Source organism: Lelliottia sp. GFLA7 (assembly GCF_056490165.1).
Window position 1 is genome coordinate 839309 of the sequence record NZ_JBWLAQ010000001.1, and the last position, 14913, is coordinate 854221.

Genomic DNA, 14913 nt, shown 5'->3' on the forward strand with positions numbered 1-14913 from the left:
ATTGATTCGGTCAATACTGTGATGACATAAATGGCACACTAATGGCAAAATATCGCTGATTACTCCTTTAGTAGTCGTTTTATTGATTTTAGTCATCAATGACTGACCATTAATTCGGCACATTCTCACCCTTCATTTTTTTGATTTTCCGTGCTCTCTGGGGAGCGCATTAACAGGGGAAACCATGCTTACCTTTCTCGAACTCCTCATGGGAGTTGTCGTCATTGTTGGCGTCGCACGCTACATCATTAAAGGCTATTCCGCGACCGGCGTTCTCTTTGTCGGTGGCTTGATACTGCTGATTGTTAGCGCGCTAATGGGCCATAAAGTATTACCCGCCAGCGCAGAGAGCACCGGTTATTCCGCTACGGATATTGTGGAATATATTAAAATCCTGCTGATGAGCCGCGGTGGCGATCTCGGCATGATGATTATGATGCTGTGTGGTTTCGCGGCGTATATGACACATATTGGCGCCAACGATATGGTGGTGAAACTGGCCTCCAAACCGCTGCAATATATTAATTCCCCGTACATCCTGATGATTGCCGCTTATTTCGTTGCCTGCCTGATGTCTCTGGCGGTGTCGTCTGCGACCGGTCTGGGCGTATTGCTGATGGCCACCCTGTTCCCGGTGATGGTGAACGTCGGGATTAGCCGTGGTGCCGCTGCGGCCATTTGTGCCTCCCCCGCTGCCATTATCCTCTCCCCAACCTCAGGTGACGTGGTCCTCGCCGCTAAAGCCGCGGAAATGCCGCTGATTGATTTCGCCTTTAAAACCACGCTGCCGATCTCCATTGCCGCGATTATCGGCATGGCGGTTGCTCACTATTTCTGGCAGAAGTATCTCGATAAAAAAGAAAACATCAGCCACGAGATGCTGGATGTCAGCGAAATCACCACCACCGCCCCGTCGTTTTACGCCATCCTGCCGTTCACTCCTATCGTGGGCGTACTGATTTTTGACGGCAAATGGGGCCCGCAGCTGCACATCATCACCATTCTGGTGATCTGCATGTTGCTGGCCGCGGTACTGGAATTCGTGCGCGGGTTTAACACGCAAAAGGTCTATTCCGGTCTGGAAGTGGCGTATCGCGGCATGGCGGATGCCTTTGCAAGCGTGGTGATGCTGCTGGTTGCGGCGGGCGTATTTGCCCAAGGTCTGAGCACCATCGGCTTTATTCAGAGCCTGATCTCTATCGCCACCTCGTTCGGTTCCGCAAGCATCATTTTAATGCTGGTGTTGGTGATCCTCACCATGCTGGCGGCGATGACCACCGGGTCCGGTAACGCACCGTTCTATGCGTTCGTGGAGATGATTCCAAAACTGGCGCACTCTTCCGGCATCAACCCGGCGTACCTTTCTATCCCAATGCTGCAGGCATCTAACCTGGGCCGTACTATTTCGCCGGTTTCAGGCGTGGTGGTGGCGGTTGCGGGAATGGCGAAAATCTCCCCATTCGAAGTCGTGAAACGCACCTCCGTCCCTGTTCTTGTGGGGCTGGTGATTGTGATTGTCGCGACCGAAATTCTGGTTCCCGCCACGATCGCAGGCTAAGCGTCACAGTTCTCAAAAGCGCCTTCGGGCGCTTTTTGTGCTTTAATAAGTTCCTGGAATTAATTTGCGTTAAATCGTCAGGAATTCACATGTTCAGGAAGGATATCGTTAGTCGATTCAGTGCGGCGGCCCTCGCCCTGTGCGCGTTCTCCGTAGAATCAGCCCCGCTACAGGCCACCCAGTACGCCGATTTTGATCGCTATGTTCTTGCCCTGTCGTGGCAAACAGGATTTTGCCAGAGCATGCACGAGCGCGATCGCAACGAGCCTGACGAGTGTCGTCTGCAAAAAGAGAGCAAAACCAAAACCGATTTCCTGACGGTTCACGGCCTCTGGCCGAGCCTGCCAAAATCCATCTCTGCACGGGGCGTAGACGACCGCCGATGGATGCGCTTCGGCTGCGCCACACGCCCTCTTCCTAACATGCCCGAGGCCAGAGGTAACCGCAAATGTGCAGCCGCCGAAACTGGCCTGTCGCTGGAATCTGCGGCAAAACTGAGTGGTGTGATGCCCGGCGCGGGCGGTAACTCTTGTCTGGAACGCTACGAATACGCCAAGCACGGCGTGTGCTTTGGTTTTGACCCGGATGCCTATTTTGGCACCATGGTGCGCATGAATCAGGAAGTGAAAGCCAGCGAGTTGGGCAAAGTGCTGGCAGATAACTACGGCAAAACGGTCAGCCGTAAAACCATTGATCGCGCCATCGCGAAAAGCTGGGGCAACGCGTCAGTCAAAGCCGTTAAGTTGACCTGCAGCGGCAATCCCGCTTATCTGACTGAGATGCAAATTTCCCTTAACGCCGCGACCATTAATGCTCCGCTGTCTGCCGCGTCGTTTGCCGAGCAGCCGCATCCCGGCAACTGTGGCAAACAGTTCGTCATCGATAAAGTCGGTTACTGATAATTGACCCGGCGCAGGCGCTGTGCCGGGTTAAAAAATCAGCCTCTGCTGCGTGCATCCGGGCGCACCAGGTCAAACCGCTGCGCTTCGCTTATCGAGTAATACGCGGTTGGGCCACCCGCGCGCAGAATCGGATTCGCTTTGGCAGTCTGATAAATTCCCTCCTCCAGCAGCGTTTCGCGGATATGAACCCCGACGACTTCGCCCAGCACCAGCCAGGTTTCAATCGGCGTACCGTCTGCGCCGGTAAGCTGAATGCACTGTGACAGACGACATTCAAAATTCACCGGGCTTTCCGCCACGCGCGGCGCTTTCACCAGCTGGCTGGCGACGGGCGTTAAGCCGGAAAAGGAAAATTCGTCTTCCTCATGCGGGAGCGTGGCGGAGGTTTCATTCATCGCCTGCGCCAGTTCAACCGTGGCCAGATTCCAGACGAACTCACCGGTCTGAACGATATTTTGCACGCTGTCTTTCCAGCCATTGCTGGAAAAACCAATGATCGGCGGGCGATAGTTGAAGCAATTAAAAAAGCTGTACGGGGCAAGATTGAGCCGCCCTTCGCTGTCCTGGCTTGAAATCCAGCCGATAGGACGGGGGCCGACAATGGCATTTAAGGGATCGTGTGGCAGGCCGTGTCCCTGGGATGGTTGATAGAAATACATGGCACTCTCTGCGTGAAATTTGACAGGCACGAATTACGCTTCGCTCATTCCCCTGATTCAGGACAATCAGCGTAGCGCAATCCGTTAAAAATTATGACTGAATAAATTTCAGTAAGTCTTCATTGATCTGGTGTTTATGCGTGGTGCAAATGCCGTGCGAACCGCCCTCGTACACCTTGAGCTGGGAATCAGGCAGGATCTCCGCTGCCACTTTTCCGCAGGTTTCAAACGGCACGATTTGATCGTCATCGCCGTGGATCACAAGCGTCGGGATGGTCATCTTTTTCAGATCGACACGCAGGTCGGTTTCCGAAAATGCTTTGATGCAGTCATATAACCCTTTAATCGATCCCTGAAGCCCTTGCTCGACAAAGCTTTCACGAACCGCTTTAGACTCTTTCGCGCCCGTGCGGTTATAGCCATAAAAGGCCGCTGTCAGTTCATAAAAGAACGCTGCGCGGTCGTTAACCACGCCTTCCCGAATACCATCAAACACCTCTTTCGGCACCCCATTGGGGTTGAAATCGGTTTTGATCATAATCGGCGTCACCGCGCTAATCAGCACGGCTTTTGCGACCCGTTCGGTTCCGTGCCGGCCAATATAGCGCGCCACTTCACCGCCGCCGGTGGAATGGCCGACATGCACCGCATCCTTAAGATTCAGATGCGCGGTCAGTTCCGCCAGATCGTCAGCGTACTGATCCATATGGTTCCCGTCCCAGGTCTGGGCAGAACGCCCGTGTCCACGCCGATCGTGTGCGATCACGCGAAATCCTTTCGACCCCAGATAAAACATTTGATCTTCAAAGGCATCAGCCGTTAACGGCCAGCCATGACTAAAGACAATGGGCTGCCCGCTGCCCCAGTCTTTGAAATGCAAATAACTGCCGTCTTTCAAGGTAAGTTTGTCGTAATCGCTCATGAGATCTCCTGAATGGAACACCGTGTGCAGATCGTCGCCCGTAAAAGGGCGCTTAAAAAGCATACTGCAAATCTGAGAACGATCACGTTTTTCGCCAAAAATTCATCTGCGCGATGAATGTGACATTCATCACTTCAAACTTCGGTGTTCAGCCAGTATCATCAGGAGAGATAAAACCCTCGCTGCCATACGGCGAGGGTTTTCTTTTGGATTGGTTTCTGCGCGACACGCAGCACTAAAGACATGGAGTAATAAATGTCCAGACCCACCATCATTATCAATGAACTTGATGCAGAACGTATCGACCGTCTGCTGGAGAAACCCGCGTTCGCGTCGCTGCCCATTGCCGATGCGCTGAACGACGAACTGGACCGCGCGCAGATGTGTACGGCAGAGTCGATGCCGCATGATGTCGTCACCATGAACAGCCAGGTAAGATTCCGCGATCTCACCTCCGGTGAAGAGCACACCCGCACGCTGGTTTATCCTGCGCAGATGACCGACAGCAGCACCCAGCTCTCTGTTCTGGCCCCCGTCGGCGCCGCGCTCCTTGGCCTGCGCACGGGCGATACCATTCACTGGGAACTGCCTGGTGGCGCCTCTGCACACCTTGAAGTGCTGGAACTACTCTACCAGCCAGAAGCTGCCGGCGATTACCTGCGTTAATCCCATCTGAATAAGCGTTAACCGCTTTGCCCAGAGGATGCGTCTGCATCCTCTTTCCGCAAAATCACCCATTTGTCCTATAGCGCGTAAAATCCCCTTAATCCAGGCTTAACCCGTTTCAGTGCCGCGGGGACGGTCATGAATGAGATATTGGGCATAACGCTGGTATATTTCATTTTTTTGGCGATTATCGTCACGGCCGTGCTGTATCTTGAACGCCACTGGTAGACCGTCTTCCTCTCATTTCTCCGCAAAGTTAAGTCAATAAACGCCAAAACGTGAAAAACTGCCTGACAGATATCAGAAACAGATAATATTTTATGTTTGAATGTTTTCAGTGTTTATAAACAAGGAGAAACGGGTATGTATCAGACAATCATTATGCCGGTTGATGTTTTTGAAATGGAACTGAGCGACAAGGCCGTGCGCCACGCAGAATTCCTGGCGCAGCAGGACGGCATCATTCATCTTTTACACGTCTTGCCAGGCTCTGCCAGCCTGAGTTTGCATCGCTTCGCCGCTGACGTGCGCCGCTTTGAGGAGCATCTGCAACGCGAAGCAGAAACCCGCCTGCAAACCATGGTGGGACATTTCAGCATCGATCCCGCGCGCATCAGAACCCATGTGCGGTTTGGCAGCGTTCGCGACGCGGTGAACGAAATGGCGAATGAACTCAACGCCGACGTGGTGGTGATCGGTTCGCGCAATCCTTCTATCTCTACCCACCTGCTGGGTTCGAATGCCTCCAGCGTCATCCGCCACACGCATATTCCGGTGCTGGTCGTCAGATAACGCGCATAAAAAACCCCGCTTTCGCGGGGTTTTTATTTTTGCAGGTGAAGCCTTACTTTCTTTTATTATGCTGTTTTGGTGCGAATCAGGTAATCAAACGCGCTGAGTGACGCTTTCGCCCCTTCGCCCGTCGCGATGATAATCTGTTTGTACGGCACGGTCGTACAGTCGCCCGCCGCAAAAACGCCTTTCACGCTGGTTTCGCATTTGGCATCAATCATGATTTCGCCCATGCGGTTGCGCTCAATCGCCCCTTCCAGCCAGGTGGTGTTTGGCAGCAAACCGATCTGCACGAAAATGCCTGACAGCGCCACGTTGTGTACATCACCGCTCACGCGGTCACGGTATTCCAGACCGGTAACTTTACTGCCGTCGCCTTTCACTTCCGTGGTCTGCGCATTCAGGACGATATCGACGTTTTTCAGGCTGCGGACTTTATCCTGCAATACCTGATCCGCTTTCATTTCAGGGGCAAATTCCAGCAGCGTGACGTGCTCAACCAGTCCTGCCAGATCAATGGCCGCTTCCACACCGGAGTTACCACCGCCGATCACCGCCACGCGTTTGCCTTTAAACAGCGGGCCGTCGCAGTGCGGACAGTAGGTGACGCCTTTGGTGCGATACTGATCTTCGCCCGGCACGTTCATGTTGCGCCATTTCGCACCCGTCGCGATGATCACGCTGCGCGCTTTTAGTACCGCACCGGAAGCCGTTTCAATCTGATGCAAACCGCCTTCTGTCACAGCCGGAACCAGTTTGCTGGCGCTTTGGCTGTCGATCACATCGACATCGTAATCATCGACATGCGCTTTCAGTGCGCCCGCCAGCTTTTGGCCTTCGGTTTTTGGCACGGAAATGTAGTTTTCGATATCCACGGTATCCAGAACCTGGCCGCCAAAGCGCTCACCCATCAGGCCGGTACGAATCCCTTTACGTGCAGAGTACACCGCTGCCGCAGCACCCGCAGGGCCGGAACCGACAATCAGCACGTCGTAAACATCACGCTTGTTGAGCTCTTCCACCGCGCGTTTTTCCGCACCGGTATCAATTTTGGCCACGATTTCGGTCAGCGTCATACGGCCCTGACCAAACTCTTTCCCGTTCACAAACACCGCCGGAACGCCCATCACATTACGTTCGGTGATTTCATTCTGGAACACGCCGCCGTCAATCGCAGTGTGTTTGATGCGCGGATTCAGCACGGCCATCAGGTTCAGAGCCTGCACCACGTCCGGGCAGTTATGGCATGAGAGCGAGTAGTACGTTTCAAACTCGAAATCGCCGTCGATATCGCGGATTTGCTCCAGCAGCGTCTGGGCTTCTTTCGATGGATGACCACCGGTCCACAGCAGCGCCAGCACCAGCGATGTAAATTCGTGCCCCAACGGAGAACCAGCAAAACGCGGGCCTTGGTCAGAACCTGGATTGGTAATCAGGAATGACGGCTTACGCACCGCCAGGCTGTTGTCTTCTTTAAAGGTCACTTTTGGTGACAGTTCGGCGATTTCCGCCAGCAGTTCCTTGATTTCTGCCGATCTGGCGCTGTCATCCAGCGTGGCAATCAACTCAACAGGTTTGGTCAGTTTCTCAAGGTAGGCCTTGAGCTGGGTTTTCATGTTGGTGTCGAGCATCGTTAATCTCCTGCTTTACGCTTCCTCATTTAAGCCGCCTCTTATTGGCGACCGCCGCGATGCGGCTTAAATGAGATTGCGTAATGAAATTTGAAAATCGGGTGCAAAATTTTGCACCCGAAAATGTATTTCCCTAAGTATTTCGCGCCAGAGTAAGGCGGCTAGCCTGAGAATCCCCGGGAGCTGACACAAGTCAGTGACCGGGGTGAACAGGCGACGCCAACGCCGCTATGGCGCAATAACCGAAGAAACTGTATTTCCCTAAGTATTTTGCGCCAGAGCAAGGCGGCTAGCCTGAGAATCCCCGGGAGCTGACACAGGTCAGTGACCGGGGTGAACAGGCGACGCCAACGTCGCTATGGCGCAATAACCAAAGAAACTGTATTTCCCTAAGTATTTCGCGCCAGAGCAAGGCGGCTAGCCTGAGAATCCCCGGGAGCTGACACAAGTCAGTGACCGGGGTGAACAGGTGACGCCAACGCCGCTATGGCGCGAAAGACGACGGGAAATTAGATTTTGCCGACCAGGTCGAGAGACGGAGCCAAGGTCGCATCGCCCTCTTTCCATTTCGCCGGGCACACTTCGCCTGGGTGAGACGCAACGTACTGAGCTGCTTTCACTTTACGCAGCAGGTCAGAAGCATCACGGCCGATACCTTCAGCGGTAACTTCGATTGCCTGGATGATGCCCTGCGGGTCAACAACGAAGGTTGCACGATCTGCCAGGCCTTCATCTTCACGCATGTTGTCGAAGTTACGGGTCAGGGCGCCAGTCGGGTCGCCGATCATCGCGTATTTGATTTTCGCGATGGTGTCGGAACTGCCGTGCCACGCTTTGTGGGTGAAGTGGGTGTCAGTGGAAACAGAGTAAACGTCCACGCCCAGCTTCTGCAGTTCGTCGTAATGATCTGCTACGTCGCCCAGTTCGGTCGGGCAAACGAAGGTGAAGTCAGCCGGATAGAAGAAGAACACGCTCCAGCGGCCTTCGGTGTCTTTCTCGGTCACTTCGATGAATTCGCCGTTTTTAAACGCCTGGTTTTTGAATGGTTTAATTTTGGTGTTAATCAAGGACATCTGTACTTCCTCCGTGTTTTCGTTGAGAGCTAAGGTAACGAACTTCATCTGATGGGGCCAATGCGTTTGCCGTATCAAATCAATCAGCGATACCTTACAACCCGACAATGACTTGCTGAACGTTGCTTTTCGGTCTGCAAAACGTAAAAAGGCCGCCTCAATGGGCGGCCCTGTTACCTGAACGTCCCGCAGGTCGATTCAGTGCCAGATGAACTGGCGATGCGTTGCGCTCTACAGGACCTTAGCCGATCCGTTACAGCGATGTGATTACACCACCCACGCAGGCGTTGGGCAATGCGCAGCAGCGGCATTCGTGCCTATGGCTGTGATAGGAATGACCGAATATCGTTATTCAGAAGCATGGACCGTCAAACAGTTACAGCATATTCAGACGCTCTGCCGCGGCTAACAGCGTCGATTCCTGCTTCGCAAAACAGAGACGAATCAGTTTATGCGGGAACGGATCGGCGCAAAACACCGATAACGGAATGGCAGCCACGCCCGCCTCTTTGGTGAGCCATTGGCAAAAACTCACGTCGTCCAGATCCGAAATGGCGCTGTAATCCGCCAGCAAAAAGTAGGTCCCTTCACACGGCAAAATCTCCAGACGGCTGGCGCCTAACGCGCTCACAAACAGGTCACGACGCGCGCGATAGAATTCGGGTAACTCACGGTAGTGTTCCGGCTCGGCGCGAAGCATATCCGCCAGCGCCAGCTGCGCCGGGGTATTTACCGCAAACGTCAGATACTGATGCACTTTGCGCAGTTCTGCGCTGATGGCAGCGGGCGCAACGCAATACCCCACTTTCCAGCCGGTCATGTGATAGGTTTTGCCGAAGGACGACACGGCAATCGCACGCTCGCGCAGCTGCGGATGCGCCAATACGCTGGCGTGCCCCTCTTCAGCAAAACAAATATGTTCGTAAACTTCATCGCTCAGAACATAAATTTCGCGTTCGGCGATCGCCTCCCACAGCGCGGCAAAATCGGCTTTTCGCCAGACCGTGGCCGACGGATTGTGCGGTGTATTCAGGATCACCAGCCGGGTTTTGTCGCTGAGTAACGCCGCAAATGCATGCCAGTCCGGGCGAAAATGCGGCGGCTGGAGCGCAATGCGTTTTACCACACCGCCCGATAATTCAATCGCTGGCGCATAGCTGTCGTAGCTCGGGTCAAAGCAAATCACCTCATCGCCCGCTCTCACCAATGCCGTAATCGCCGCGTATAACGCTTCCGTCGCTCCCGCCGTGACCGTCACATCGCTGCTGGCATCCGGTTTGTAGCCGTAAAGTTCCTGCGTTTTATCGGCAATGGCTTCACGCAGCGGCTGCGCGCCCGTCATGGGTGCATACTGGTTAGCGCCCTGTGCTACGTGGTACGCCAGGCGTTCCTGCAAATATTTTGGCCCGTCAAAATCCGGAAATCCCTGCGACAAGTTAATGGCGTTATGCTGCTGCGCCAACGCACTCATTTGCGTGAAGATTGTGGTGCCAAGGTTGGGAAGTTTGCTTTTCGGAATCAACGGGTTATTGCTCATGGTGTCATGCCTGCGTGTAATACTTATGTTGCTGACACTATAACACGATGTTAGTCTTTGGCAATCAAGACGCTTAGACGTCTAAATCATATCAATATTCCTGACCGACAGAGGGAAAAGGAAAATGACAGACAACCTGCAACTCACGCACCTGGTCGACGCCTGCCGCTGGATCGGCGCAAAAGGCTGGGCACCCGCGACCGGCGGAAATATGTCGATTCGCCAGAACGACGCCTTTTGCTGGCTCAGCGAATCGGGCAAAGACAAAGGCAGCCTGACGATTGACGATTTCCTGCAAGTGGACATCGCCAGCAACCGCGCGCCGTCTGGCCGTAAACCCTCGGCGGAAACCGGGTTACACGCGCTGATTTATCGCCTGTTCCCCGAGGCCAACGCGGTACTACACGTTCACACCGTCAACGCCACCGTGCTCTCGCGCCTGGTGAAAGAGACAGAGCTGCGTATCAGCGGGTTTGAAATGCAAAAATCCCTCACCGGACAAAGCACGCATCTGGACACGGTGACCATCCCGGTTTTCGATAATGATCAGGATATTGATGCTCTCGCGTCGCGAATCGCCCACTACGCGCAAGAACGCCCCTTTAATTATGGTTTTCTTCTGCGCGGTCATGGCTTAACCTGCTGGGGACGCGATGTGGCAGAAGCCCGCCGTCATCTGGAAGGTTTAGAATTCTTATTTGAATGCGAAATGCGTTTACGACAACTGGAGAAAATATGATTCGCGCGATTGTGACGGATATTGAAGGCACCACCAGCGATATTCGTTTTGTGCATAATGTGTTGTTTCCCTACGCGCGTGAGCGACTGGCGGCGTTTGTCACCGCCCAGCAATACGCCGAGCCGGTGAAATCCATTCTGGACAACCTGCGTGATGAAATCGCGGCACCACACGCCACTATTGGCGAGCTGGTCGACGCGTTGTTTACCTTTATGGATGAAGATCGTAAATCCACGGCGTTAAAGGCGTTGCAGGGAATTATCTGGCAGGACGGGTACGTTAACGGTGATTTTACCGGCCAGCTCTACCCGGACGTTTTGCCCGCGCTTGAAAAATGGAAAGCACAAGGCATTGATCTCTATGTTTATTCCTCAGGCTCCGTCGCCGCGCAGAAACTGTTATTTGGCTACAGCGATGAAGGTGATATTACTCATCTGTTCAGCGGCTATTTTGATACCCGCGTCGGTGCCAAGCGCGACGTTCAGTCTTATCAGAACATTGCAGCGCAAATCGGCGTATCGCCTTCGCAGATCCTGTTCCTCTCGGATATTCATGAAGAGCTGGACGCAGCTGAACAGGCAGGTTTTCGCACCCTGCAGCTGATTCGCGGCGATGATGACGGCGCAAGCCATCACCATCAGGTCCATCAATTTGACGAGATAAATCCGGAGCAGATCCCTTCATGAGTGCATTGACCATTTATTCGGAAACAGAAACCCGTGAGCCGCTGTGGCACAGTACCGACGCCGCAGAGATTGCCGATAAGCTGAACGCGCGCGGCGTGCGCTTTGAGCGCTGGGAAGCCGACCGCGACTTGGGTCAGGATCCGGCAGCGGAAACAGTGATCAACGCTTATCAGCACGCGATTGACAAACTGGTTGCCGAAAAAGGCTATCAGAGCTGGGATGTGATCAGCCTGCGCGCGGACAATCCGCAGAAAGAGGCGCTGCGTGCCAAATTCCTTAATGAACACACCCACGGCGAAGACGAAGTGCGCTTCTTCGTGGAAGGTGCAGGGCTTTTTTGCCTGCATATCGATGACCAGGTTTATCAGGTGCTGTGCGAGAAAAACGATCTGATTTCAGTGCCCGCGGGGACACCGCACTGGTTTGATATGGGCTCCGAGCCAAACTTCACCGCCATCCGTATTTTCGATAATCCCGAAGGCTGGATAGCCCAGTTTACCGGCGACGCCATCGCCGATGCCTACCCGCGACTGCCATAGGTAAATGCAAATGGCAGAAGGTGAATGTAAAACGGCAGAAGGTAAATGCGAAAGCTGCCGTTTTTAGTCTTTGCCCCCTCTCCCGTGGGAGAGGGCCGGGGTGAGGGCATCAAACATCACAACGTAAAAAAACAAACGGCAGCCCACGCTGCCGTTTTTAGTATTAGTTCCCTCTCCCTGTGGGAGAGGGTCAGGGTGAGGGCATCAGACCGCACTGCCATTTTAATGTTTGTTCCCTCTTCCCTGGAAGGGTCAAGGTAAGCTGCGGTTTTAGTGTTTGTTCCCTCTCCCCGTGGGAGAGGGCTAGGGTGAGGGCATCAAACGGCGCTGCTCTTAAACACGCCCTGCTCCACCGCTTCTGGCAATACCACGCCCGTATCCAGCACCCAACCGCTGATCAGCGCCGCTGGCGTCACGTCAAACGCCGGGTTATACACCTGCGCATTTTCAGGCGCCCACTGCACCGCACCAAAACTGCCCGCTACGCCGGTCACTTCACGCGCATCGCGCTGTTCAATCGGGATCGCCTCCCCGTTCGGACAGTGCGGATCCAGCGTGGTCTGCGGCGCGGCAACATAAAACGGAATACCGTGGAATTTTGCCAGCACGGCCAGAGAATAGGTGCCGATTTTGTTCGCCACGTCGCCGTTGGCAGCAATACGATCCGCGCCGACCCACACCGCATCGACCTGCCCTTTCGCCATCAGGCTGGCAGCCATTGAATCGGTGATCAGCTGATACGGCACGCCCAGCTCGCCCAGCTCCCACGCCGTCAGCCTGCCGCCCTGCAACAGCGGACGCGTTTCATCCACCCAGACGTTACTGACATTTCCCGCAGCAAAAGCGTGTGCAATCACCCCCAGCGCTGTCCCCACGCCCGCCGTCGCCAGCCCGCCGGTATTGCAATGAGTCAGCAACCGGCTGCCCGGTTTCACCAGTTGGCTTCCTGCCCGCGCAATCGCATCGCAGAGCTGCTTATCTTCCTCAATCAGGCGCAGCGCCTCCGTCACCAATGCCGGAACAAAATCTTCCTGCCAAAGCGCCTGCTTCATGCGATCGAGATTGTTCATCAGATTGACCGCCGTCGGGCGCGAAGCGCGTAGCGTGTCCAGCGCCACGGCCAGTTGGTCACGGCTGTGACCGTTTTCCGCTAACAGCGCCAACAGCAGGCTTGCAGAAAGTCCGATCAGCGGTGCGCCGCGCACGCGCAGGGCGTGAATGTGCCCCACCAGGGCTTCGACGGTGGAAGCATCCAGCCAGCGTTTCTCCTGCGGAAGCGCCTGCTGATCGAGAATAAATAGCTGATTATCCGCCACCCGCAGGCTGGTCGTCTGTAATGTCTGCATGTCGTTAATTCTCTGTTGCGTTGATGTATCACATTGTGTCAGGATAAAATTCAGATGTATAGACGTCTAAATGTCTTTATTAGCAAACCCATGAGGAACACGCAATGTCGCAATACCGTACCTTTACCGCCCAGGATGCCGTGGAGTATGCAAAGCAGTTTGGCGGCCTCGATAACCCATCATCGCTGGTAGAGGCGCAGGAGATAGGCGACGGAAACCTCAATCTGGTGTTTAAAATTTTCGACGCACAAGGCGTGAGCCGCATCATCGTCAAGCAGGCGCTGCCTTACGTGCGTTGCGTCGGTGAATCATGGCCATTAACGCTGGACCGCGCGCGTCTCGAAGCGCAAACGCTGGTCGAACACTACAAGCACAGCCCACAGCACACGGTCAAAATCCATCATTACGACCCGGAACTGGCGGTGATGGTGATGGAAGATCTCTCCAGCCATAAAATCTGGCGCGGCGAACTGATTGGCGGCGTGTATTATCCGCAGGCCTCACGCCAGTTGGGTGAATATCTGGCGCATACGCTGTTCCACACCAGCGATTTTTATCTGCATCCGCACGCTAAAAAAGCGCAGGTCGCAAAATACATTAACCCGGAAATGTGCGAGATCACTGAAGACCTGTTCTTCAACGATCCGTATCAGATTCACGAGCGCAATAATTATCCGACTGATCTGGAGGCTGACGTCGCCGCGCTGCGCAGTGACGACCAGCTAAAAATTGCCGTCGCGTCGTTGAAGCACCGTTTCTTTTCGCAGGCCGAAGCGCTTCTGCACGGGGATATCCACAGCGGCTCTATTTTTGTCGCCGAGGACAGCCTGAAAGCGATCGATGCCGAATTCGGATATTACGGTCCGATTGGTTTTGATATCGGCACGGCTATCGGCAACCTGCTGCTGAACTTCTGCGGCCTGCCGGGGCATTTGGGGATTCGCGATGCCGCGGCCGCGCGCGAGCAGCGTCTGACGGATATTCAGGAACTGTGGAATACCTTTTCTGAACGCTTCCAGGCGCTGGCGACCGAGAAAACCCGCGATGCCGCGCTGTCGGTGCCAGGCTACGCCTCTCAGTTCCTGAAAAAAGTCTGGACCGATGCGATTGGTTTTTGCGGCACGGAGTTGATTCGCCGCAGCGTGGGGCTGTCGCACGTCGCGGATATCGACACCATCAAAGACGACGCGATGCGACACGAATGCCTGCGCCACGCCATTACGCTTGGCAAAGCGCTGATCGTGATTGCCGACCGGATTGATAGCGCAGAAGCGCTGGTGGCAAGGGTGCGTCAGTACAGCTAAATCTTTGGATTTTTTCCTTCTTGTACAGCAATGCCTTTAGATATGCCCTGGTCCGGCTGTAAATCGCTGAATCGTTTTCCGCAGGCCGGGGCGACGCGACGAGGGCGCATTTACAGGGATGTTACAGCGCCCGTCCCCGAAAGCCGAAGGGAATAAGACGAAGACAAAATTGCCGGGAGCAATTTTGAACAGCGCTCTCGCTGGCCCCGAAGAGGCGAGCGCCATGGATGGGGCGAGTAATCCGCGAAGCGGCGATTTTCTTGCCGGGAGCCGGGATTGTTAAGGAGGCGGCGATAGCCCTCTTAACACGTTCACAAGTGCAATTGTTCAACTCAGCAGAAATCATGAAGTGAACGGAACACACCGGCGAACCGCCTGCTCCCCCTCACCCCAACCCTCTCCCTAAATGGAGAGGGAGAAAGGCAGAGCCACCTGCTCCCCCTCACCCCAGCCCTCTCCCTAAATGGAGAGGGAGAAAGTCAGAGCCGCCTGCTCCCCCCTCACCTCGACCCTCTCCCTAATGGAGAGGGAGAAAGCTTGTCTCCGGGCCGCCTGCTCC

Annotated in this window: 15 protein-coding genes; 9 read left to right on the plus strand and 6 right to left on the minus strand. The window is 54.6% G+C overall.

What is annotated here, in order from left to right; translation table 11 throughout:
• Positions 1–184: 184 nt before the first annotated feature.
• Together dcuC and rna are read left to right on the plus strand one after the other, a co-directional pair.
• Positions 185–1558 carry an anaerobic C4-dicarboxylate transporter DcuC gene (gene dcuC / locus AC07RN_RS04115; RefSeq protein ID WP_012016553.1) on the plus strand — a complete coding sequence of 458 codons (1374 nt, stop codon included), beginning with the start codon at positions 185–187 and terminating at the stop codon, positions 1556–1558.
• Between the two features lie 89 nt (positions 1559–1647).
• Complete coding sequence (gene rna, locus AC07RN_RS04120) at positions 1648–2457, plus strand: ribonuclease I (RefSeq protein WP_235135073.1); 810 nt, start codon at positions 1648–1650, stop codon at positions 2455–2457.
• Positions 2458–2495: 38 nt separating this feature from the next.
• Here rna and AC07RN_RS04125 read toward each other — a convergent pair whose 3' ends face one another.
• Together AC07RN_RS04125 and AC07RN_RS04130 are read right to left on the minus strand one after the other, a co-directional pair.
• Positions 2496–3119, minus strand: a complete 624-nt coding sequence (locus AC07RN_RS04125) for a flavin reductase family protein (RefSeq protein WP_012016551.1) — start codon at positions 3117–3119, stop codon at positions 2496–2498.
• Between the two features lie 91 nt (positions 3120–3210).
• Positions 3211–4041, minus strand: coding sequence for an alpha/beta fold hydrolase (locus tag AC07RN_RS04130; protein ID WP_478335631.1), 831 nt, complete (start codon positions 4039–4041; stop codon positions 3211–3213).
• Between the two features lie 255 nt (positions 4042–4296).
• Between AC07RN_RS04130 and rnk the strand changes: the two genes are divergently transcribed.
• From rnk to uspG, 3 genes are all read left to right on the plus strand, one after another.
• Positions 4297–4707 carry a nucleoside diphosphate kinase regulator gene (gene rnk / locus AC07RN_RS04135; RefSeq protein WP_012016549.1) on the plus strand — a complete coding sequence of 137 codons (411 nt, stop codon included), beginning with the start codon at positions 4297–4299 and terminating at the stop codon, positions 4705–4707.
• 138 nt (positions 4708–4845) lie between these two features.
• Positions 4846–4935: a small membrane protein YldA gene (yldA, locus tag AC07RN_RS04140; RefSeq protein WP_328284161.1), complete on the plus strand. Its 90-nt coding sequence runs from the start codon at positions 4846–4848 to the stop codon at positions 4933–4935.
• 135 nt (positions 4936–5070) lie between these two features.
• Positions 5071–5499, plus strand: coding sequence for a universal stress protein UspG (gene uspG / locus AC07RN_RS04145; protein WP_235135071.1), 429 nt, complete (start codon positions 5071–5073; stop codon positions 5497–5499).
• 65 nt (positions 5500–5564) lie between these two features.
• Here uspG and ahpF read toward each other — a convergent pair whose 3' ends face one another.
• The 3 genes from ahpF to AC07RN_RS04160 all read right to left on the minus strand — a co-directional run bounded on the left by ahpF (position 5565) and on the right by AC07RN_RS04160 (position 9740).
• A complete protein-coding gene (ahpF, locus tag AC07RN_RS04150) occupies positions 5565–7130 on the minus strand; it encodes an alkyl hydroperoxide reductase subunit F (protein ID WP_478335632.1) in 1566 nt (521 codons plus the stop codon).
• A gap of 509 nt (positions 7131–7639) precedes the next feature.
• Positions 7640–8203 (minus strand): alkyl hydroperoxide reductase subunit C, encoded by a 564-nt coding sequence (gene ahpC, locus AC07RN_RS04155; RefSeq protein ID WP_012016546.1) that lies wholly within the window; start codon positions 8201–8203, stop codon positions 7640–7642.
• A 376-nt stretch (positions 8204–8579) separates the two neighbouring features.
• On the minus strand, positions 8580–9740 hold the full coding sequence (locus AC07RN_RS04160; RefSeq protein WP_478335633.1) for a pyridoxal phosphate-dependent aminotransferase: 1161 nt from the start codon (positions 9738–9740) through the stop codon (positions 8580–8582).
• A gap of 124 nt (positions 9741–9864) precedes the next feature.
• On the opposite strand from AC07RN_RS04160, the gene AC07RN_RS04165 reads away from it, so the two are divergent.
• Genes AC07RN_RS04165 through AC07RN_RS04175 form a run of 3 tightly spaced genes read left to right on the plus strand, consistent with a single transcriptional unit; the run spans position 9865 to position 11704 of the window.
• Positions 9865–10479, plus strand: a complete 615-nt coding sequence (locus AC07RN_RS04165; RefSeq protein WP_478335634.1) for a methylthioribulose 1-phosphate dehydratase — start codon at positions 9865–9867, stop codon at positions 10477–10479.
• The gene (mtnC, locus tag AC07RN_RS04170; protein ID WP_012016543.1) at positions 10476–11165 is read left to right on the plus strand and encodes an acireductone synthase; all 690 of its coding nucleotides are present in this window, start codon (positions 10476–10478) and stop codon (positions 11163–11165) included. Before AC07RN_RS04165 ends, mtnC begins: the two co-directional genes overlap by 4 nt.
• Positions 11162–11704 (plus strand): 1,2-dihydroxy-3-keto-5-methylthiopentene dioxygenase, encoded by a 543-nt coding sequence (locus AC07RN_RS04175; protein WP_012016542.1) that lies wholly within the window; start codon positions 11162–11164, stop codon positions 11702–11704. The genes mtnC and AC07RN_RS04175 overlap by 4 nt, the downstream gene beginning before the upstream one ends.
• A gap of 317 nt (positions 11705–12021) precedes the next feature.
• Here the strand turns inward: AC07RN_RS04175 and mtnA are convergent, their stop codons facing one another.
• Positions 12022–13050: an S-methyl-5-thioribose-1-phosphate isomerase gene (gene mtnA, locus AC07RN_RS04180; RefSeq protein ID WP_478335635.1), complete on the minus strand. Its 1029-nt coding sequence runs from the start codon at positions 13048–13050 to the stop codon at positions 12022–12024.
• Positions 13051–13154: 104 nt separating this feature from the next.
• Between mtnA and mtnK the strand changes: the two genes are divergently transcribed.
• Positions 13155–14354, plus strand: coding sequence for an S-methyl-5-thioribose kinase (gene mtnK, locus AC07RN_RS04185; protein ID WP_478335636.1), 1200 nt, complete (start codon positions 13155–13157; stop codon positions 14352–14354).
• The last annotated feature ends 559 nt before the right edge of the window (positions 14355–14913 follow it).

Excerpts from the sequence above, each read along its gene's own strand:
- AC07RN_RS04160 (WP_478335633.1), bottom strand. The coding sequence starts at position 9,740 with ATGAGCAATAACCCGTTGATTCCGAAAAGCAAACTTCCCAACCTTGGC.
- AC07RN_RS04130 (WP_478335631.1), bottom strand. The coding sequence starts at position 4,041 with ATGAGCGATTACGACAAACTTACCTTGAAAGACGGCAGTTATTTGCAT.
- AC07RN_RS04175 (WP_012016542.1), top strand. The coding sequence starts at position 11,162 with ATGAGTGCATTGACCATTTATTCGGAAACAGAAACCCGTGAGCCGCTG.
- mtnA (WP_478335635.1), bottom strand. The coding sequence starts at position 13,050 with ATGCAGACATTACAGACGACCAGCCTGCGGGTGGCGGATAATCAGCTA.
- ahpC (WP_012016546.1), bottom strand. The coding sequence starts at position 8,203 with ATGTCCTTGATTAACACCAAAATTAAACCATTCAAAAACCAGGCGTTT.
- yldA (WP_328284161.1), top strand. The coding sequence starts at position 4,846 with ATGAATGAGATATTGGGCATAACGCTGGTATATTTCATTTTTTTGGCG.
- rna (WP_235135073.1), top strand. The coding sequence starts at position 1,648 with ATGTTCAGGAAGGATATCGTTAGTCGATTCAGTGCGGCGGCCCTCGCC.
- rnk (WP_012016549.1), top strand. The coding sequence starts at position 4,297 with ATGTCCAGACCCACCATCATTATCAATGAACTTGATGCAGAACGTATC.
- mtnK (WP_478335636.1), top strand. The coding sequence starts at position 13,155 with ATGTCGCAATACCGTACCTTTACCGCCCAGGATGCCGTGGAGTATGCA.
- AC07RN_RS04165 (WP_478335634.1), top strand. The coding sequence starts at position 9,865 with ATGACAGACAACCTGCAACTCACGCACCTGGTCGACGCCTGCCGCTGG.
- mtnC (WP_012016543.1), top strand. The coding sequence starts at position 10,476 with ATGATTCGCGCGATTGTGACGGATATTGAAGGCACCACCAGCGATATT.
- AC07RN_RS04125 (WP_012016551.1), bottom strand. The coding sequence starts at position 3,119 with ATGTATTTCTATCAACCATCCCAGGGACACGGCCTGCCACACGATCCC.
- dcuC (WP_012016553.1), top strand. The coding sequence starts at position 185 with ATGCTTACCTTTCTCGAACTCCTCATGGGAGTTGTCGTCATTGTTGGC.
- uspG (WP_235135071.1), top strand. The coding sequence starts at position 5,071 with ATGTATCAGACAATCATTATGCCGGTTGATGTTTTTGAAATGGAACTG.
- ahpF (WP_478335632.1), bottom strand. The coding sequence starts at position 7,130 with ATGCTCGACACCAACATGAAAACCCAGCTCAAGGCCTACCTTGAGAAA.